Here is an 18,722-nt window from a genome sequence, read left to right as displayed (position 1 = left end):
AAACGGACGTGGAATAAAGCTCTGTAGGTCCGGCGAATAGAGTGAGGGCGCGAACATGGTATTGTCTTTGGGGGTCGATACAGGCGGAACCTATACCGATGCGGTGTTGATCCGAGACGAGAAAACCGTCATCGCCAGCGCAAAATCCCTGACCACCCGCACGGATCTGGCGATTGGCGTCGGCAAAGCCATTCAAGCCGTTCTGGAAAAGGCCGCTATCGCGCCGGCCGAGATTGCAATGGCATCGCTATCCACAACCCTTGCAACGAACGCTTTGGTCGAAGGGCAAGGTGGGCGCGTCGCTCTGATTTACATCGGGTTTAGGGAAGCTGATCTTGCCAAGCATGGCTTGAATGACGCGCTGAAGGGCGATCCTGCACTGGTGATCCCCGGCGGGCACAACCATGCGGGCGGTCCGGCGGCAGAGCTGGATGTCGCCGCGCTCCGCGCGTTTTTGGCAGCGCATCACGGCATCTCGGGCTATGCGGTCGCCGCGCAATTCGCCACCCGCAACCCCGCGCATGAACTCGAAGTCGCGCAGATCATCACCGAGGTCACCGGCGCGCCCGTCACCTGTTCTCATCAGCTGTCGTCCAAGCTGAACGGTCCAAAGCGTGCCGTGACTGCCGTTCTGAATGCACGCCTGATCGGGATGATCGACCGGCTGATTGGTCGCGCTCAGGACGCCTTGCGCGACATCGGCATCGACGCGCCCATGATGGTCGTCCGGGGCGACGGCGCGTTGATGAGCGCCGAGCAAGCCCGCGAACGCCCGATCGAAACCATCCTCAGCGGTCCCGCCGCCTCGATCGTGGGCGCGCGCTGGTTGACAAATGTGGACAATGCGCTGGTGTCAGACATCGGGGGCACCACCACCGATATTGCCGTGATCCGAGATGGAAAGCCGATGATCGATCCCGCTGGCGCCCAAGTCGGAGGTTTCCGCACCATGGTCGAGGCCGTCGCCATGCGCACCCACGGGCTTGGCGGGGATAGTCAGGTCCATCCCGTCAGCGAAGGTCTGACGGGCGGAGTCACCTTGGGTCCGCGCCGTGTGCTTCCCGTGTCGCTGATCGCAGCCGAGGCGCCCGAGGCCGTCCACGCAGCACTCGACGAACAATTGCGCATGGCGGCGCCGGGCGAACATGACACCCGCTTTGCCCGCCGAGTACCCAACGTCCCGACCGACGGGATTGATACACGGGCGGAAACTTTGCTTGGTCGCCTAGGTGACGCCGTCCTGCCCCTGAACAAGCTTCTGCAGTCCCGTCTGGAAAGCAGCGCGCTGACCCGGTTGATTGATCGCGGGATCGTTCAGGTTTCGGGCGTGACGCCGTCCGATGCCAGCCACGTTCTGGGCCGTCTGGACGCGTGGGACACCGAGGCCGCGCGCAAGGGGCTGGAGCTGTTTTCCCGCAAACGCAGCGGCAACGGCGCGCGGCTGGCAACCTCGCCGGAAGAGATGGCGCAGAAGATCATCGACCAGATGACCGAACAAACGGCGCTGACACTGCTGGAAACTGCCTTCGCCGAGGAAGCGGACGATTTCGGTGTTCCGCCCCAAACTCTCGCACGCCATGTCCTGACCCAACGCGCGCTTGCCAATCACCGTGGCTTGCTGGCGCTGGATGCAGCATTGAATGTCGAAGTCGTTGGGCTTGGGGCCTCCGCGCCTAGCTATTACCCCGCGGTTGGCGAGCGTTTGCATTGCAAGATGCGGCTGCCTGAACATGCGGGCGTCGCCAACGCGGTCGGCGCCGTGGTGGGCCGCGTGACCTTCCGTCGATCCGGCACCGTGACCTCGCCCACCGAGGGCAAGTACCGCGTGCATCTGGAAACTGGCCCCGAGGATTATCTGGACGCCGACGCGGCCATGACAGCGCTGGAGCAGCATCTGCGCGACGTCTCACAGGATGCCGCAAGAACGGCGGGAGCAACGGACATTCACTTTGTCACCGAACGCGATATCCGCTCCGCCCAGATCGAAGGGCAGAACGTGTTTGTCGAAGGCACCATCATGGTCGAAGCCAGCGGTCGCCCACGGGTTGCGGTGGAATAGGCTTATTGCCGGCTTTCCACCTTGCTGCCGTCTTCGACCAGTGCTGACGGGTACAAGATCACCGTGTCGCCTTCGGCAAGCCCCTGGCGCAGTTCCGTGAACACGCCGTTGCTGTTGGCGATCTCGACCGGGGTCAATGTGGCAACGCCGTCCGTCACCTTGAACACCGACCAATCCCCGTTGGTCCGGAACAATGCGCTGGTTGGCACGGACAGAACATCCTCGGCCTGCCACACGACGATGGCAGCTTCCAAACGATAGCCATGCCCCAGCCCCGCGCGATCTTCGGGCGGGCTTTGGATTTCGATCTCGACCCGCACACGCTGTTCTTCGATCCCAAGGGCCGAGGCTTTGGTGACCCCGAACGGATCAACCCGCGTGACAGCGCCTATCAATTCATTGTCCTGCCCCCAATCGCGCAAGATCACCGTATCCCCAACCGAAACCCGGACCGCATCGGACGAGATCAGGTTCACAATGACCTCAAGGTCGGACGCGATGTCGCCGATCTCCATGATCGGAGCGCCGGCGGGCAAGACGGTTTCGCTTTCTTGAAACACCTGCAAAATACGACCGTCAATCGGGGACAGAAGCGGGATTTCCGGAAGGTTGCTGTTCCCACCCGTCGATCCAAGATCGTCCTGCCCCACAAGAATGGCCTGTGCATTTGCCAGCTCCGCCTCGCGCATCGCAATGGACGCTTCTGCCGTCGCACGACTTGCCCGGCTGGCCCGCCACGCGCTTTCCGCGCGGTCCAGCGTGGCCTTGCTGGCGATGCCGCTGTCAAACAGCGCACGCGAGCGTTCGACTTCGGAGTTCGCCAATTCCTCGTTGGCAAGGGCTGCCTCCAGACTGGCGCGGGCCAGTTGCACAGCGGCGGAGGCTGCTTCGACCGCAGCGACGGCTTGTTCACGCGTGCGACTGTCAAGAACGGCCGGATTGGTGGGCAGCATCCGCGCCACCACCGTTTCCCCGCGCGTCACCGCGTCCCCGGGGTGCACCCGCACACGCAGAAGCCTGCCCGCAACGGGGGTCGACACGATATAGGTCTCGCGCACGTTGGTGCGCCCTTCCTCGACAATCGTGACCTCCATCGGGCCTTGCTGCACGGTGCCGAAATCCACCGGGATCGGCTTTGGCATCAACAGCGCAATGATCGCCGCGCCGATAAAACCGACGACCGCAATGATCAGGACGCTCCGAGAGAGTTTCGCGTGTTTTTGCATTCCCATTACTCCCTTGTTTTAAGGGCTAGAGTGATATCTGTAGATCTAATTCTACGCTGCACAAGCCATCCGGAAACCACGGCCGCACAAACAACGACCGAGATCGAGCTGCCATAGGCCTTCGGCGCAAAGATGACCGGGATCTGGTACAGGTCGGTCGAAAAGCCCTGCGCGATCAGATGGGACAGCCCCGTGCCCATCCACAAGCCAAGCGGCAGGGCCAGAAGGACGACGACGGCCAGTTCGCCCAGCAGCACGAACGCGGCTTCCGAGTGTCTGAACCCCAAGACCCGTAAGCTGGCCAGATCACGCGCGCTTTCATCCTGCGCGACGCGGGCGACGTTGTAGACAATCCCGAAGGTGATCGCGAAGGCCATAACTCCCATGATGAATCGGGCCGAACCCGCGCCTTCGTCCATGACTTTCTTAAAAGCGTCCTCGGCCTCGCTGCGCAGGCTGATCCCCGCGACGGCGGGCATGTCCTTGAGGTCTGCATAGACCTTTGACTGAGCCCCGTCGCGCATCGCGATATACGCGGCTGAGAACCGGTTTGGTTCGCCAACCTGTCGGCCCAGCGCAGCCAGATCCATATAGGCGGGCGCGCCCAGCAGGCTTTCGGCGATCCCGGCAACTTGTGTCATGACGGTCTGCTGCCTTCCTTCCCGGATCTCCAACATAAGCGTGTCGCCAACCTCGACGTCCAAAACATCCGCTAGCGGCGTGGACAGAACGATACCCCGTTCGGGCAGCGCGATCGGTTGCAGGTCTTTGTCCAAGGCGCGGTGGAGTATGGGGGCTTGGGACAGTCCCGTGATGCTGCCCTTGTAAGTCCGAAGCCCATTTCGAAACACCACGGGGACAAAGCGGACGGGTTCCGCGTGGGAAATCCCCTCCATCCCCTGCAGATTATAGATCGTGCGCATGGGCACGTTTCGCACGAAACTGACCGTCGCATCGGATCGATCCACCACGTTGAAGGTCCGATCGATGGCCACGTCAAACCCGTCATAGATGATGAGCATCGCAAGGCTTAACGCCATACCCGAGGCGATCCCGATCACCGCACCTAGCATCCGCCACGGCTGACGCATCAGTCGGCGTAGCACCATGCGGGTGGGCTGATCCAGCCGGGCAAATAGGCCTTTTTTGAACGAGAACGAATGCGAGAAGTCAGGCGGTGTCGGCGGGCGCATGGCTTGGGCTGGGGTCAGCCGGAAGATCCCCCGCAGCGCCCAGATCCCGCCCAAAGTGGCGACGGCGATACTCAGCAGCAGCCCCGATGCGAAGGACGCAAACTCTAGCCGGAACAGCAGGAAGGGCAGTTTGTAGTAGGTCGTGTAGACCGGCACCATCGCACGCCCCAGAAGCACGCCAAGCAGACAGCCCAGCGCAGCACCGGTGACGGCGATGAATAGGGCGAGTTCCAGATAATGGCTGGCGACTTCCCGCTTTGAGTAACCAAACGCCCGGACCAGCCCGATCTCTTCCCGCTCGGCGGTGATCATGCGGCTGGTGACGATGTAAAGCAGGAAGGCGGCGACCATCATGAATACGGGCGGCACGGTGCTGGAGGTGACCTCGAGCCCCGAGATCTCTTCGCTCAGGAACCGGTCCGACTGGAAGTCCTCAAGCCCATAGGCGCCCGGTGCGCCAAACGGATCCAGCACTTGGTCGATCTGATCCAGAACTGCGTCTTTATTGGCCCCGCGCAGAAGCGACACCAAAGCCTCGTTAAACGCGCCTTCAAGGTCCAGCGCGGCTGCAAGGGCGGGTCTGCCCATCCAGATCACGCCAAACCGCGCGTCGTCGGGGATGAACTCTCCGGGGGCTGCGAAATAGATGAACTCGGGCGATTGCGCGGTACCCACGACGTTGTACCAGCGGCGCACACCATGCAGCGTGACTTCCAATTGCGACCCCGGCGCGATGCCGTGGGCCGTTGCGAAGCTTTCCAGCAGCAGGATTTCATCGGGCCGCTGCGCATCCGGCATCCGCCCCTGCGTCAAACGCACCTCATTCAAATGCCGCCGCCCATGCAGAGGCAAAGACAGCACCTGCATCGAAATCGAGAACTCACGGGTGTCGACCTTGGCCGAGGCCATGCTGTTCAGCCGCGTCTCGACCGTGCGAATGCCGGGAATATCCGCCAGTCGGCTTTCCACGTAATTCGGCGCACGCACCACCGGCGCGAAGATGTCAGCAAGCTGGTGACGTTCGTAATAAGCGTCGCGGGTCAGGGTCAGTGAGGATACGAAGCCGGTCATCATGATCTGCAAGCCAACGCCAATCGCGATCACCACCATGATCGCAGCTGCTTGCGCCTTGATCCGCCATAGATCGCGCATGAGCTTGGCGTGAAGCGGGGTCACCAGTGGATCTCCTCGGCGGAGACACGGTTTTCGTTTAGCTCGACTTTCTGAATTTGACCGTCTGCGAAGTGAATGACCCGGTCGGCCATCGCCGCTGTCGCTGCGGCATGGGTGATCAACAGGACAGTGGTGCCCAGCGCTTCGTTCACGTCTTGGATGACCCGCAGAACCGCACGGCCCGTGGTGCTGTCCAGCGCGCCCGTGGGTTCGTCACAAAACAGAACATCCGGCTGCTTGGCGACGGCCCGGGCAATGGCGACGCGTTGCTGCTCGCCCCCCGACAATTGCGCCGGAAAATGGTCGATGCGCTTGGTCAGCCCGACAAGCTCCAACGCGCGCTCGGCGGTGATGGGATTCTCGGCGATCTCGGTCACCAGCTCGACATTCTCGCGGGCGGTCAGGCTGGGCATCAGGTTGTAGAACTGAAAGACAAACCCAACATGACGCCGCCGATAGTTGGTCAGCGCGCGGTCATCCATATCCGTAAGAATCTGATCTCGGAAACAGACCGAGCCCGAGGACGCGCGATCCAGCCCACCCAAGATATTCAGAAGCGTGGATTTGCCGCTTCCGGACGCGCCAAGCAGCACGACGATCTCGCCATCGCCGATCTCAAGGTCAGCGCCCCGCAGCGCATGCACTGCCGAGTGGCCCTCGCCATAGGTTTTGGTCAGTCCCTGAACCTGAAAGGCGTGGTCTGTGTCTGTATCATGCGCCGATGTCATGGCTTACAGTAACATGAGCCGCGCCAAGGGAATATTGATCAAGGTCAAGATTGCGTCGGCGCGCCGAAAATCGGCGCGCCGACTGAAACTGATCCATAGCGGACAGTTAATTCATCACAATTTTAACCGCACTTGGAGTGACCGCAGGATCCGCAGGTCATGCAGCCTTCGATCATCCGCATGTCATACTGACCACAGCTGGGACAGGCTTTGCCACGCGGTTGCTCGCCCAAGTTTACGACCTCGGCTTGGGGATCGGATTTCAGGCCCATGCCTTCGCCCTCCAGGAAGCCGGTTGCGATCATGTGACGCTCGATGACCGAGCCGATGGCCGCCAAAATCGACGGGATGTACTTCCCATCCATCCACGCGCCACCGCGCGGGTCGAACACGGCTTTCAGCTCTTCCACGACGAAGCTGACGTCACCACCACGGCGGAACACGGCTGAGATCATGCGGGTCAGCGCAACCGTCCAGGCGAAGTGCTCCATGTTTTTCGAGTTGATGAACACCTCGAACGGGCGGCGATGGCCGTTGATGATCAGGTCATTCACAGTGATATAGATCGCGTGCTCGCTATCGGGCCATTTCACCTTGTAGGTATGGCCTTCTAGCGACTGCGGGCGGTCCAGCGGCTCGGAAATATAGACCACGTCTGCACCGCTATCGGCCTCGGGCGCTTTTTCGCTTTCCTCGGACACCGACAGAACCGACCCGGTCACGTCGTTCGGGCGATAGGTGGTGCAGCCCTTACAGCCGGTTTCCCACGCTTCCATGTAGACGTCTTTGAAGTCATCAAAGCTGATGTCTTCCGGGCAGTTGATGGTCTTGGAAATCGAGCTGTCGATCCATTTCTGGGCCGCCGCCTGCATCTTCACGTGATCCATCGGGGCCAGCGTCTGCGCGTTGACGAAATAGTCCGGCAGCTCTTTGTCGCCAAACTTGTCGCGCCACAACTGCACGGCGTAATCGACCACTTCTTCCTCGGTGCGCGAGCCATCGGGCTGCAGCACTTTGCGGGTGTAGGCATAGGCGAAGACCGGCTCGATCCCCGAAGACACGTTGCCTGCATACAGGCTGATCGTGCCGGTCGGCGCAATCGAGGTCAGCAGCGCGTTGCGGATGCCGTGCTTACGGATCGCGTCACGCACGTCGTCGTCCATATGCTGCAACGAGCCCGAAGCCAGATACTTGTCCGCGTCGAACAGCGGGAACGGGCCTTTTTCCTTGGCCAGCTCGACCGACGCCAGATAGGACGCGCGCGCAATCTGCTTCATCCATGCTTCGGTCTGGGCGGCCGCCTCGTCCGAGCCATAACGCAGACCCAGCATCAAAAGAGCATCCGCCAGACCGGTCACACCAAGACCGATACGACGCTTGGCTTGGGCTTCTTGCGCCTGAGCCTCCAGCGGGAAGCGGCTTTCGTCCACCACGTTGTCCATCATGCGCACAGCAGTCGAAACCAGCTCGGTCAGCGCGTCGCCGTCCAGTTCGGCGGTTTCTTCAAACGGATCCTTGACCATTTTTGCAAGGTTGATAGAGCCCAGCAGACAGGCGCCATAAGGCGGCAGGGGCTGTTCGCCACAGGGGTTGGTGGCGGCGATCGTCTCGCAATAATTCAGGTTGTTCATCTGGTTGATGCGGTCGATGAAGATCACGCCCGGCTCGGCGTAGTCATAGGTCGCCTTCATGATCTTGTTCCACAGATCACGCGCCTCGACCGTGTGATAAACGGTGCCGTTGAATTTCAGATCCCAGCTGCCATCCGACTTCACGGCTTCCATGAAGTCATCGGTGACCAGAACCGACATGTTGAACATGCGCAGACGGGCCGCGTCCGATTTCGCGGTGATGAAGTCCTGAATGTCCGGGTGGTCACAGCGCATGGTGGCCATCATCGCCCCACGGCGCGAGCCTGCCGACATGATCGTGCGGCACATCGCGTCCCACACGTCCATGAAGGACAGCGGGCCGGATGCATCTGCGGCGACGCCCATCACATCCGCGCCACGCGGACGGATGGTCGAAAAGTCATAGCCGATCCCGCCGCCCTGCTGCATGGTCAGCGCGGCCTCTTTCAGCATGTCGAAAATGCCCGACATGCTGTCCGGGATGGTGCCCATAACGAAGCAATTGAATAGGGTCACGGCACGGCCCGTGCCAGCACCCGCAGTGATGCGGCCAGCGGGCAGGTATTTGAAATCTTCCAGCGCGTTATAGAATCGCTCTTCCTGCTTGGGTTCCGACGCGGACAGGGCGCGCGCGATGCGGCGCCACGTGTCTTCAACCGTCTGATCCTGAGGCGTCCCATCGGCCTTCTTCAAGCGATATTTCATATCCCAGATTTGTTCGGCGATGGGGGCAGCAAAGCGGCTCATACGATTGTTTCCTGTTCGGCTTGGAGGGCTTTCCACGATACGTGAGCGGCCCATTTTGGTCAATGGCATCGTCCCCTTTTCCGAGCGTTGCAACCGGCACGTGCAGCGATTGCGAATCCCGAACAGGGCGCGTAAGATCGGACTTCTAGAACACTACATGTAGATGTGGAAGATGGTAAAGTACGTAAATCTGGTAAAACTATGCGTTGGCGCCGAGAAGGTCGAAGACCTGACCGCATGGCAGAATATGCGCATGGGACAGACCGGATTGCCGAACCCAATGCACGTCACCCGCATGTGGCCCAAACGCGAGGCCGAACTGCTGGCGGGCGGCTCTCTATTTTGGGTGTTCAAGGGGCTAATCTTGGCCCGTCAGCGCGTTCTACGCCTGGACGAAGTCATCGGGCAAGACGGTATTCGCCGCTGCGGTTTGGTGCTGGATCACGACGTCGTCCTGACCGAAAGCACCCCGCGCCGGGCGTTTCAGGGCTGGCGCTATCTGTCGGCGGAAGATGCGCCGCGTGATCTAAAAGCCGATGCGCCGTCCGACAAAGAGCCCCTGCCCGCCGAACTGGCCTCGGCGCTGGCGAAAATCGGCATCCGCTGATCCTGTCACAAAAACTTTGCATCAGTACGCGATAGTTCCCCTGTGCTGACCATCGTTTTTCCGGCTGCCCGCCCGGATAAACCACAGGCACACCGCGTGCCCGTCTGGTCCGATCGCACGCAATCTACGCTCTGACGGCAGCCCCCTACGCCGTCAGAGCGTTTTCACATTTGTTGCTCTTGGAACGACCTTCAATCGCTGTTAGCCTCCAGCCGATTTCAGGAGGACACCATGGCAATCGGCACCAACATCCGCACCTATTTCAACGGGACATGGCACAACGAAGATCTGGCCGTGATGAAGGCCGCTGACCATGGATCGTGGCTGGGCACAAACGTATTCGACGGGGCGCGATTCTTTGAAGGCGTCCACCCGGATCTAGACGCACACTGCGCGCGCACCAACCGCTCGGCCGAGGCGCTGATGATCACGCCGACCGTGACGACCGAACAGATGATCGAGATCGTGAAAGAAGGCTTGGCGCTGTTTCCGAAAGATGCCGCCGTCTATATCCGCCCGATGTACTGGGCCATTGATGGTGGCCATATGGGTGTGGCCCCGCGCGAAAACAGCACAGGTTTTGCCATCTCGCTGGAAGAGATCGCGATGGCCCCGCCGAAGGCCTCGTCCCGCCTGACCACCACCCAGTTCCGCCGTCCGACTTTGGACAGCGCCATCGTGAATGCGAAAGCCGGGTGCCTTTACCCCAACAACGCGCGGATGCTGCTGGAAGCCCGCGCCAAGGGCTTCGACAACGCAATATCGCTCGACGTGATGGGTAATGTGGCCGAGACCGCAACGGCCAACATCTTCATGGTCAAAGACGGCGAGATCTTCACCCCGATCGCCAATGGCTGCTTCTTGGCTGGAATCACCCGCGCCCGGCACATCAAGAACCTGCGCGCCGACGGATACACCGTGCATGAAACCGTTCTTGGCTATGACGACTTTCACAATGCGGACGAGGTGTTCACCTCGGGCAACATGTCGAAAGTCACCCCCGTCAGCGCCTTTGAAGACACGCAATATAACGTCGGTCCGGTGACACAGCGGGTGCGCGAGCTCTATTGGGACTGGGCGCTTTCCGGGGCGGGCTAAGACGCGGGATCGTAGAAAAACGATAGACACTCCCCAACTGCTCGGGCAGAGTAATCCCGTTTCGGAGGACATCTATGCGCAAGTTTCTCGTAATTCTGGATGACAGCCGCGAATGCCTGAACGCGATGCGGTTCGCCGCCATGCGTGCGGCCCATACGGGCGGAGGTGTTACGGTTCTGTCGATCATTCCGCCAGACGAATTCAATCACTGGATCGGTGTGGGCGAGTTGATGCGCGAGGAAGAACGCGAACGGATCACCGTACATTACGAGGTCTTCGCGAAATGGATGCGCGACAGGCAGGATGTTGAACCTGAACTGGTCATCCGCGAGGGCGAGGCCGTGCCGGAAATACTGGCCCATGTGCGCGAAAACCCCGATGTAGGCGTGCTGGTTCTGGGCGCGGGCGAAGGAAAAGCTGGGCCCGGCCCGCTGGTGACGCAAATGACCCGCGCCGCCGCCGATCTGCCGATCCCGATTACCATTGTGCCCGGCACGATGACCAAGGAACGTCTTGAAGCGATCACTTGAAGACGGTTTTAAACCTGCTTTATCTTGCTTCGCTTGCGACCATTTCGGTTGTCGGCTTGATGTGGAACACGCTTTCTCATGGGTTTCACGCCACCGGTGGGGAATTCCTTTGCCGTGAATTGAAAAGCAGCGGCGGCGACGATGATGTGATGGTGGTGATGTTCATCACGCTAATTATCCCCATGATCATCCGCCTCATGTGCATGAAGAAGTCATATGCCCGTATGGAACTACTTGTGCTTTTGCTCTGCCTAGGGCTTTCCGTCTTCGGCCTATGGCTCGCCGCGCTTGATTGTGCCGATATCTGGGACACCGCATTTGCGATACCAGACTACGCTCTTCAAGCAGCCCTTTTGGGGATGGTGTTGGCGCTTGCGTGCGGATTTGCGCTCTGGCGGATCAGTATGAAGGTCGCCCGAGATGGTTGACACCTGACCGCGCGAGGCCCATATCAAACCTGACAAAAAAGGTGCGCCCATGTTCATTCAGACTGAATCCACTCCGAACCCTGCAACGCTAAAGTTCCTGCCCGGTCAGGACGTATTGGGGGCTGGAACCGCTGATTTCCCGACTGCCGACGCTGCTGACGGCTCGCCGCTGGCGGCGCGTGTCTTCAAGGTGAACGGCGTAACCGGCGTGTTCTTTGGCGCTGATTTCGTCACCGTGACCAAGGACGACGCGGTCGATTGGGATCACATCAAACCCGCCATCCTTGGCGCGATCATGGAGCATTTCCAGTCGGGCCAGCCGGTCATGGCAGGCGAAGCCGCAGCCTCGGGCCATGCGGAACACACGGGCGAAGACGGCGAAATCGTCGAGCAAATCAAAGAGCTGCTGGACACCCGCGTCCGCCCCGCCGTGGCCCAAGATGGTGGCGACATCACCTTCCACGGCTTTGATCGCGGCATCGTTTACCTGCACATGCAGGGTGCCTGCGCGGGCTGCCCGTCCTCGACCCTGACCCTGAAAATGGGGATCGAGAACCTGCTGAAGCACTACATCCCCGAAGTGGTCGAGGTACGCCCCGTTGCGGCCTGATCCTGTGATCTTGGCATTTGACACATCGGCCGCGCATTGCGCGGCCGCTTTGCTGTGCGGGGACACAATTGTCGCTGAAAAGCACGAGGACATGGCGAAAGGTCAAGCCGAACGACTGTTTCCGCTGCTGGAAGAGGTTCTGGCAGAAGCAAACGTCGCATGGGCCGACCTGTGCGCCATCGGCGTGGGCGTGGGGCCAGGCAACTTCACCGGTATTCGCATTTCGGTCTCGGCGGCGCGCGGGTTGGCCTTGTCTTTGGGTGTCCCCGCGATTGGTGTGTCGTCGCTTGAGGCGCAGGCTTTTGACGCCCCCCGCCCTGTCTGGTCTTTGATCGACGCGCGGCGGGATCACTTCTATGTGCAGCAGTTCACGGACGATGACAGCACCGCGCCCAACCTGATCACGGGTGACGAGGTTGCAACCCTGACCGGCGACCGTATCGGCCCCGACACCTTAACACATCCGGCCCCGGCCATCGCCCAGATCGCTGCCGAACGTCTGCTTGCGGGTGAAACCGCTGACCGCCCTGCCCCGCTCTATATCCGCTCCGCCGACGCAGCCCCTCCGCGCGATCCGGCACCAGTAATCCTGCCCTGATCCGCCATGTCTGACGCCTCTGCAGACTCCTTGTCGGAAATCCACGTCGCGGCCTTCGTCGCAACGCGCGGCTGGAGTGCGGATGAGATTGCGCAGCTTCAGACCTCACCGCTTGTATTCACTGTTGCCCAGCCCAACGGCTTTGCCATGGGGCGCGTCGTGGTCGATGAAGCCGAGCTTTTGACCGTGGCCGTCGCCCCCGAGGCACAAGGACACGGGATCGGCGAAAAATTGTTGCAGGATTTCGAATGCACCGCCGCTGATCGGGGGGCCACGCGCGCCTTTCTGGAAGTCGCGGACGATAATGCCGCCGCGCGCGCACTTTACCGCAAAGCGGGCTGGTCTACCTGCGGCCAACGGCCCGCTTATTACACCCGATCCGACGGCACGACCTGCGACGCAATCTTGATGGAGAAGCACCTTACCTAAGGTGAACCTTCTGATTTTCCCCAAGTTTTGCGGCACTGCGGCGAACAAATATCGGTATCTCCTCTTGCCCTCGCATGAAAATCCCGGATGATCCTGTGCAGCGATCTGCTCGCAGACTTTTGGGGAATCGGCAGACATGCGGTCCGTGCGGCCCCACAACAACAACAACCGGGAGAATTGAAATGACCCTGATGAAAAGCTTTCTAGGCGCAGCCGCGTCGTTGGCCCTGACCGCAGGTGCCGCGCTGGCCGAGCCCGCAATCATTTTCGACTTGGGCGGTAAATTTGACAAATCCTTCAACGAAGCTGGCTTCAATGGCGCCGAGAAATGGGCCGCTGAGACCGGCGGTTCGTATCTTGAGGTCGAACTGCAGTCGGAAGCTCAGCGTGAACAGGCGCTGCGCCGCTTTGCGGAAACTGGTGCCAACCCCGTGATCACCATGGGCTTTGCGATGTCGACTCCGATCTCGGAAGTGGCACCTGATTATCCAGACACGACCTTCGTCACGATCGACGGTTGGTCGGATGCTCCGAACGTTCTGAACGTGGCATTTTCCGAGCATGAAGGCTCGTATCTGGTCGGCATGATGGCCGCGACTGCCTCGAAATCGGGCACCGTGGGCTTCATCGGCGGCATGGATATCCCGCTGATCCGCAAATTCGCCTGTGGCTATGCTGAAGGCGTGAAAGCGGTGAACCCGGATGCAACCGTGATTGCCAACATGACCGGCACCACCCCGGCAGCTTGGAACGACCCCGTAAAAGGCGGCGAGCTGACCAAAGCACAGATCAGCCAAGGCGCTGACATCGTGTATGCAGCTGCTGGCGGCACCGGTCTGGGTGTTCTGCAAACCGCAGCTGACGAAGGCATCCTGTCGATCGGCGTGGACTCGAACCAGAACCACCTGCAGCCGGGCAAGGTCCTGACCTCGATGCTGAAGCGCGTGGACGTGGCTGTATATGAGGCCATGAAAGCCGGCGCCGATATCAAACCGGGCGTTCAAGTCATGAACCTGGCCGCGGAAGGTGTTGGTTACGCTCTGGATGAACACAACGCAGCACTGGTTTCGGACGAAATGAAAGCCGTTGTAGACGCTGCTGCCGCCAAGATCATCTCGGGCGAACTGGTCGTACACGACTATATGTCCGACGACAGCTGCCCGGTTCTGGACTTCTGATCCGACCATGGTAGGCGCAAAAACCGAGGGGCAACAGGCGACTGTTGCCCCCGCAATCGAGCTTCGCGGCATCTCGAAGGCGTTTGGCCCGGTGCAGGCGAACAAGGACATCTCGATTTCCGTACAGCCGGGGACGATCCACGGGATCATCGGCGAAAACGGTGCGGGCAAATCGACCCTGATGTCCATTCTCTATGGGTTCTACAAAGCCGATGAAGGTCAGATCTTCATTCACGGCCAAGAAACCCAGATCCCTGACAGTCAGGCCGCCATTCGCGCCGGCATCGGGATGGTGTTCCAGCACTTTAAACTGGTCGAAAATTTCTCGGTGCTTGAAAACGTAATCCTTGGGGTCGAAGACGGCGCGATGCTGCGTCCGTCGCTGGCCAAGGCACGCAAGACACTGAAATCACTTGCAGATGAGTACGAACTCCACGTGAACCCCGAGGCCCTGATCGAAGATTTGGGCGTTGGGACGCAGCAACGTGTCGAGATCCTCAAGGCGCTCTATCGCGAAGCTGACATCCTGATCTTGGACGAACCGACGGGCGTTCTGACACCGGCCGAGGCCGACCACCTGTTCCGCATCCTGAACGGGCTGCGCGATCAGGGCAAAACCATCATCCTGATCACCCACAAGCTGCGCGAGATCATGGAGATCACCGACACTGTGTCCGTGATGCGCCGTGGTCAGATGACCGCGACGGTGAAAACCAAAGACACCAATCCGGAAGAACTGGCCGAGCTTATGGTCGGGCGTAAAGTGCTTCTGCGCGTCGATAAAGTGCCAGCGCAGCCGGGAGACAACGTGTTGGAAGTCAAAGACTTGCATATGGTTGACGACCACGGGGTCGAGCGCTTGAAGGGCATCAACCTGAATGTCCGAGCGGGGGAGATTCTGGGCATTGCCGGTGTCTCGGGCAATGGTCAGTCGGAACTGTTGGAGGTTCTAGGGGGCTATGCGACGGCCACTGGCGAAATCCGCATCAATGGCGACCCGATTGACCTGACAGGCAAGTATTCGGACGGTCGCTCGCGGCGCGAACGCGGGATTGCACACGTGCCGGAAGATCGTCAGGAGCACGGGCTGATCATGAACTTCCCTGCCTGGCAGAACATCGCGTTCGGCTATCACCATGAAGAAGAGTTCCAGAAGAACGCGCTTCTGATGGACAACGCCAAGATGGTCGAGATCGCACAGGACAAAATGGATCGTTTCGACGTCCGCCCGCCGATCCCGAGCCTTCAGGCCAAAAGCTTCTCGGGCGGGAACCAACAGAAAATCGTTGTGGCCCGCGAGATTGAGCGCAACCCCGACCTGCTTCTGGTCGGCCAGCCCACACGCGGCGTGGACATCGGCGCGATCGAGTTCATCCACAAGCAAATCATCGGCTTGCGTGATCAGGGCAAGGCCGTGCTTCTGGTCTCGGTCGAGTTGGAAGAGATCCTGTCGCTGTCCGACCGCATCGCCGTGATGTTTGACGGCCATATCATGGGCGAACGCATGCCCGATCAAACCGATGAACGCGAGCTTGGCCTGTTGATGGCCGGTGTCACCGGGGAAGGAGACAGCTGATGGACAAGATGCCGAAATGGGCTGACGTCGCCCTTATTCCTTTTCTGAACCTGCTGATCGCCTTTGTTCTGTCGGGGCTGGTGATCTTCGCCATCGGGGAAAATCCGTTCAAGGCGCTGATGACTATGATCGACGGCGCGTTCGGGTCGACCTATGGCTGGGGCTACACGCTTTATTACACCACCAACTTCATCTTCACCGGGCTTGCCGTGTCCATCGCCTTCAAGGCCGCGATGTTCAACATTGGCGGCGAGGGTCAGGCGATGATCGGTGGCTTGGGCGTTGGCATTGCCTGTCTGTTTATCCCAACCGTACTGATGCCGCACTGGACCATCGCGCTGGTCTTCGCGATGATCGCAGGTGCCATTTTTGGCGCCGGTTGGGCGCTGATCCCGGCCTATTTACAGGCCAAACGCGGCAGCCACGTGGTGATTACCACGATCATGTTCAACTTCATTGCAACCGCGCTGATGGGCTATCTGCTGATCGGTCCCCTGAAGCTGAAAGGCGCGCAGGAAAGTGCCTCGGCCAGCTTCCCGGACGTGACCAACCTGCCCACGCTGCACGAGCTTCTGGCCCCGTTGGGCATCAGCTTCTCGAAATCCGCGCCCGCCAACGTGTCGCTGTTTATCGCGCTGGCCATGTGCGTCGTCGTCTATTTGCTAATGAACCGCTCGCGGCTGGGGTACGAGATCCGCGCCTTTGGCGAAAGCCCGACGGCCTCGGTCTATGCGGGCATCTCGCCCACCAAGATCATCATCGTCGCCATGATGTTGTCGGGCGCCATTTCCGGCCTGATGGCGGTCAATGCCACAATGGGTCAGCACGAGCGTCTGATCTTGAACGCGGTCGAGGGCGCAGGCTTTATCGGTATCGCGGTAGCCTTGATGGGCCGCAACCACCCGTTCGGCGTGCTGCTGGCGGCACTTCTGTTCGGCTTCCTCTATCAGGGCGGTAGCGAGCTGTCCTTGTGGTCGAAAATCCCGCGCGAGCTGATCATCGTCATTCAGGGCTTGGTGATCCTGTTCACGGGCGCGCTGGACAACATGGTGCGCATGCCGGTCGAACGTATGTTCATTGCCGCTGCCAAGCGAAAGGACGCGTAAGATGGATTTCCTGACGATCATCCAGATTGCAGACTCAGGCTTGCGCCTTGCGACGCCCTTGTTGTTTGCCTGTCTTGCTGGCCTCTTTTCCGAGCGTGCCGGGATCTTTGACATCGGGCTTGAGGGCAAGATCCTTGTCTCGGCCTTCATGTCAGCCGCGGTTGCTGCCGTCACCGGATCCGTCTGGCTGGGCCTTTTGTGTGGTGTCTTCGCCTCGATCAGCTTTTCGGCCGTGCATGGCATCGCGTCGATCACCTTCCGCGGCAATCAGCTGATTTCCGGCGTGGCGCTGAACTTCTTGGCCTCGGGCATCACGGTGTTGGCCGCGCAAGCGTGGTTCAGCCAAGGCGGGCGTACGCCGCCCCTGATGGGTGAAGGCCGCTTCATGCCCATCGAACTGCCCTTTGCCCTTGGTCGGTCCGATGCCGAAGCCGCGGGTGTACCGCTGCGCGTGTTGATCGACCAAGCCAACCCGATCCAACAGGTCTATTCCGAGTTCATCTCAGGCCACACCATTCTGGTCTATGTCGCCCTGCTGATGGTTCCGCTGTCATGGTTCGTCCTGTTCCGCACCCGGTTCGGCCTGCGCCTGCGTGCGGTGGGTGAAAACCCAGCCGCCGTGGATACAGCGGGCGTGTCCGTGATCAAGCTGCGATATGCCTCGATGGCCATCGCCGGTACACTCTGCGGCCTGTCCGGCGTATATCTGGCGACCGGCCTTGGCGCGGGCTTCATCAAGGAAATGTCCGCCGGGCGCGGCTATATCGCGCTGGCGGCCCTGATCTTCGCCAAGTGGAAACCGGTGCCTGCACTGGGGGCGACGTTCCTCTTTGGTCTCTTGGAAGCCATCGCGAACCGTTATCAAAACATCGACCTTGGCGGCTTCGTCATTCCGGTCCAGTTCATGCAGGCCCTGCCCTACATCCTGACCGTCGTGATCCTTGCAGGCTTCGTCGGGTCCGCAATCGCACCCAAAGCCGGGGGACAACCCTATGTCAAAGAACGCTAAGGCGCTCGCAGAGCAAATCCGCGCTGTCGCCGGCGACGCCCCGGTCGAGGTCGGACTGGTCCTCGGGTCCGGTCTTGGCCATCTGGCCGAGGCTGTGGACGGCGTTGCGATCCCCTATGGCCGGCTTGAAGGCTTCCCCCATGCCGGTGTCTCGGGCCACAACCCGAACCTTGCCATCGGCACGCTGGGCACCACCCGCGTGGCGGTGTTCGGAGGGCGGGAGCATTATTACGAGAACGGGCGTTCGGACGCGATGCGCCTGCCGCTTGAGGTTCTGTGCGAATTGGGCGCGGATCGTCTGATCCTGACCAATGCCGCCGGGTCGATGCGGGCGGACATCCCACCGGGCAATCTGATGCAGATCACTGACCACATCAACTTCTCGGGCCTGAACCCGCTGATCGGGGAAAAGACCGATGCGCGGTTTGTCCCGATGGGCGGCGCCTATGATCCGGAAATGGTGGGTGATTTCCAACGTATCGCGTCAGAGGAAGGCATCGCCCTGCAACAAGGCACCTATGCGTGGTACTCTGGCCCGTCGTTTGAAACCCCCGCCGAAATTCGCGCCATTCACACCCTCGGCGCGGATGCCGTGGGCATGTCGACTGTGCCCGAAGTGATTCTGGCACGCTTCCTTGGACTGCGTGTTGCGGGCTTTTCGACCATCACCAACATGGCCCAAGGCCTGTCGGACGAAGCGATTAGCCACGAACACACTAAAAAAATGGCTCCACTTGGCGCTGAAAAGCTGGAAAAACTGGTTCGACGCTACTTAACAGGTGACGAGCCCGCCTGA

At 60.4% G+C, this 18,722-nt stretch carries 17 protein-coding genes; 13 read left to right on the top strand and 4 right to left on the bottom strand.

What is annotated here, in order from left to right; all coding sequences use genetic code 11:
• Positions 1–55: 55 nt before the first annotated feature.
• A complete protein-coding gene (locus tag Q0677_RS12475) occupies positions 56–2,059 on the top strand; it encodes a hydantoinase/oxoprolinase family protein (RefSeq protein ID WP_298910245.1) in 2,004 nt (667 codons plus the stop codon).
• A gap of 2 nt (positions 2,060–2,061) precedes the next feature.
• On the opposite strand, the gene Q0677_RS12470 is transcribed toward Q0677_RS12475, so the two are convergent.
• From Q0677_RS12470 to Q0677_RS12455, 4 genes are all read right to left on the bottom strand, one after another.
• Complete coding sequence (locus Q0677_RS12470; RefSeq protein ID WP_298910243.1) at positions 2,062–3,285, bottom strand: HlyD family efflux transporter periplasmic adaptor subunit; 1,224 nt, start codon at positions 3,283–3,285, stop codon at positions 2,062–2,064.
• 5 nt (positions 3,286–3,290) lie between these two features.
• Positions 3,291–5,654 carry an ABC transporter permease gene (locus tag Q0677_RS12465; RefSeq protein ID WP_298910241.1) on the bottom strand — a complete coding sequence of 788 codons (2,364 nt, stop codon included), beginning with the start codon at positions 5,652–5,654 and terminating at the stop codon, positions 3,291–3,293.
• Entirely contained in the window at positions 5,651–6,379 is a 729-nt protein-coding gene (locus Q0677_RS12460) for an ABC transporter ATP-binding protein (RefSeq protein ID WP_298910239.1), read from the bottom strand. Before Q0677_RS12460 ends, Q0677_RS12465 begins: the two co-directional genes overlap by 4 nt.
• A gap of 122 nt (positions 6,380–6,501) precedes the next feature.
• A complete protein-coding gene (locus tag Q0677_RS12455; RefSeq protein WP_298910238.1) occupies positions 6,502–8,757 on the bottom strand; it encodes an adenosylcobalamin-dependent ribonucleoside-diphosphate reductase in 2,256 nt (751 codons plus the stop codon).
• A 172-nt stretch (positions 8,758–8,929) separates the two neighbouring features.
• On the opposite strand from Q0677_RS12455, the gene Q0677_RS12450 reads away from it, so the two are divergent.
• The 12 genes from Q0677_RS12450 to Q0677_RS12395 all read left to right on the top strand — a co-directional run bounded on the left by Q0677_RS12450 (position 8,930) and on the right by Q0677_RS12395 (position 18,722).
• A complete protein-coding gene (locus tag Q0677_RS12450) occupies positions 8,930–9,364 on the top strand; it encodes a DUF1489 domain-containing protein (protein ID WP_298910235.1) in 435 nt (144 codons plus the stop codon).
• A 231-nt stretch (positions 9,365–9,595) separates the two neighbouring features.
• Positions 9,596–10,462, top strand: a complete 867-nt coding sequence (locus tag Q0677_RS12445) for a branched-chain amino acid aminotransferase (RefSeq protein WP_298910233.1) — start codon at positions 9,596–9,598, stop codon at positions 10,460–10,462.
• A 74-nt stretch (positions 10,463–10,536) separates the two neighbouring features.
• Positions 10,537–10,992 carry a universal stress protein gene (locus tag Q0677_RS12440; RefSeq protein ID WP_247094263.1) on the top strand — a complete coding sequence of 152 codons (456 nt, stop codon included), beginning with the start codon at positions 10,537–10,539 and terminating at the stop codon, positions 10,990–10,992.
• A gap of 59 nt (positions 10,993–11,051) precedes the next feature.
• Complete coding sequence (locus Q0677_RS12435) at positions 11,052–11,420, top strand: hypothetical protein (protein ID WP_298910232.1); 369 nt, start codon at positions 11,052–11,054, stop codon at positions 11,418–11,420.
• A 49-nt stretch (positions 11,421–11,469) separates the two neighbouring features.
• A complete protein-coding gene (locus tag Q0677_RS12430) occupies positions 11,470–12,030 on the top strand; it encodes a NifU family protein (protein WP_298910230.1) in 561 nt (186 codons plus the stop codon).
• Between the two features lie 4 nt (positions 12,031–12,034).
• Positions 12,035–12,628, top strand: coding sequence for a tRNA (adenosine(37)-N6)-threonylcarbamoyltransferase complex dimerization subunit type 1 TsaB (tsaB, locus tag Q0677_RS12425; RefSeq protein ID WP_366940973.1), 594 nt, complete (start codon positions 12,035–12,037; stop codon positions 12,626–12,628).
• Between the two features lie 6 nt (positions 12,629–12,634).
• Entirely contained in the window at positions 12,635–13,057 is a 423-nt protein-coding gene (gene rimI, locus Q0677_RS12420) for a ribosomal protein S18-alanine N-acetyltransferase (protein WP_298910226.1), read from the top strand.
• A 182-nt stretch (positions 13,058–13,239) separates the two neighbouring features.
• Positions 13,240–14,235, top strand: coding sequence for a BMP family ABC transporter substrate-binding protein (locus Q0677_RS12415; RefSeq protein WP_298910225.1), 996 nt, complete (start codon positions 13,240–13,242; stop codon positions 14,233–14,235).
• Positions 14,236–14,242: 7 nt separating this feature from the next.
• Entirely contained in the window at positions 14,243–15,811 is a 1,569-nt protein-coding gene (locus Q0677_RS12410) for an ABC transporter ATP-binding protein (protein WP_298910224.1), read from the top strand.
• A complete protein-coding gene (locus tag Q0677_RS12405) occupies positions 15,811–16,917 on the top strand; it encodes an ABC transporter permease (protein ID WP_298910223.1) in 1,107 nt (368 codons plus the stop codon). The genes Q0677_RS12410 and Q0677_RS12405 overlap by 1 nt, the downstream gene beginning before the upstream one ends.
• A 1-nt stretch (position 16,918) precedes the next feature.
• Positions 16,919–17,926 carry an ABC transporter permease gene (locus tag Q0677_RS12400; RefSeq protein WP_298910221.1) on the top strand — a complete coding sequence of 336 codons (1,008 nt, stop codon included), beginning with the start codon at positions 16,919–16,921 and terminating at the stop codon, positions 17,924–17,926.
• Positions 17,910–18,722: a purine-nucleoside phosphorylase gene (locus Q0677_RS12395; RefSeq protein WP_298910220.1), complete on the top strand. Its 813-nt coding sequence runs from the start codon at positions 17,910–17,912 to the stop codon at positions 18,720–18,722. The genes Q0677_RS12400 and Q0677_RS12395 overlap by 17 nt, the downstream gene beginning before the upstream one ends.

The organism is uncultured Aliiroseovarius sp. (assembly GCF_947492455.1).
Taxonomy (GTDB): Bacteria; Pseudomonadota; Alphaproteobacteria; order Rhodobacterales; family Rhodobacteraceae; genus Aliiroseovarius.
The sequence above is the reverse complement of the archived record's forward strand: the minus strand, read 5'-3'. Positions and strand labels throughout refer to the sequence as shown.

Excerpts from the sequence above, each read along its gene's own strand:
- Q0677_RS12395 (WP_298910220.1), top strand. The coding sequence starts at position 17,910 with ATGTCAAAGAACGCTAAGGCGCTCGCAGAGCAAATCCGCGCTGTCGCC.
- Q0677_RS12475 (WP_298910245.1), top strand. The coding sequence starts at position 56 with ATGGTATTGTCTTTGGGGGTCGATACAGGCGGAACCTATACCGATGCG.
- Q0677_RS12405 (WP_298910223.1), top strand. The coding sequence starts at position 15,811 with ATGGACAAGATGCCGAAATGGGCTGACGTCGCCCTTATTCCTTTTCTG.
- Q0677_RS12400 (WP_298910221.1), top strand. The coding sequence starts at position 16,919 with ATGGATTTCCTGACGATCATCCAGATTGCAGACTCAGGCTTGCGCCTT.
- Q0677_RS12470 (WP_298910243.1), bottom strand. The coding sequence starts at position 3,285 with ATGCAAAAACACGCGAAACTCTCTCGGAGCGTCCTGATCATTGCGGTC.
- Q0677_RS12435 (WP_298910232.1), top strand. The coding sequence starts at position 11,052 with ATGTGGAACACGCTTTCTCATGGGTTTCACGCCACCGGTGGGGAATTC.
- rimI (WP_298910226.1), top strand. The coding sequence starts at position 12,635 with ATGTCTGACGCCTCTGCAGACTCCTTGTCGGAAATCCACGTCGCGGCC.
- Q0677_RS12430 (WP_298910230.1), top strand. The coding sequence starts at position 11,470 with ATGTTCATTCAGACTGAATCCACTCCGAACCCTGCAACGCTAAAGTTC.
- Q0677_RS12455 (WP_298910238.1), bottom strand. The coding sequence starts at position 8,757 with ATGAGCCGCTTTGCTGCCCCCATCGCCGAACAAATCTGGGATATGAAA.
- Q0677_RS12445 (WP_298910233.1), top strand. The coding sequence starts at position 9,596 with ATGGCAATCGGCACCAACATCCGCACCTATTTCAACGGGACATGGCAC.
- Q0677_RS12460 (WP_298910239.1), bottom strand. The coding sequence starts at position 6,379 with ATGACATCGGCGCATGATACAGACACAGACCACGCCTTTCAGGTTCAG.
- Q0677_RS12450 (WP_298910235.1), top strand. The coding sequence starts at position 8,930 with ATGGTAAAGTACGTAAATCTGGTAAAACTATGCGTTGGCGCCGAGAAG.
- Q0677_RS12410 (WP_298910224.1), top strand. The coding sequence starts at position 14,243 with ATGGTAGGCGCAAAAACCGAGGGGCAACAGGCGACTGTTGCCCCCGCA.
- Q0677_RS12440 (WP_247094263.1), top strand. The coding sequence starts at position 10,537 with ATGCGCAAGTTTCTCGTAATTCTGGATGACAGCCGCGAATGCCTGAAC.
- Q0677_RS12415 (WP_298910225.1), top strand. The coding sequence starts at position 13,240 with ATGACCCTGATGAAAAGCTTTCTAGGCGCAGCCGCGTCGTTGGCCCTG.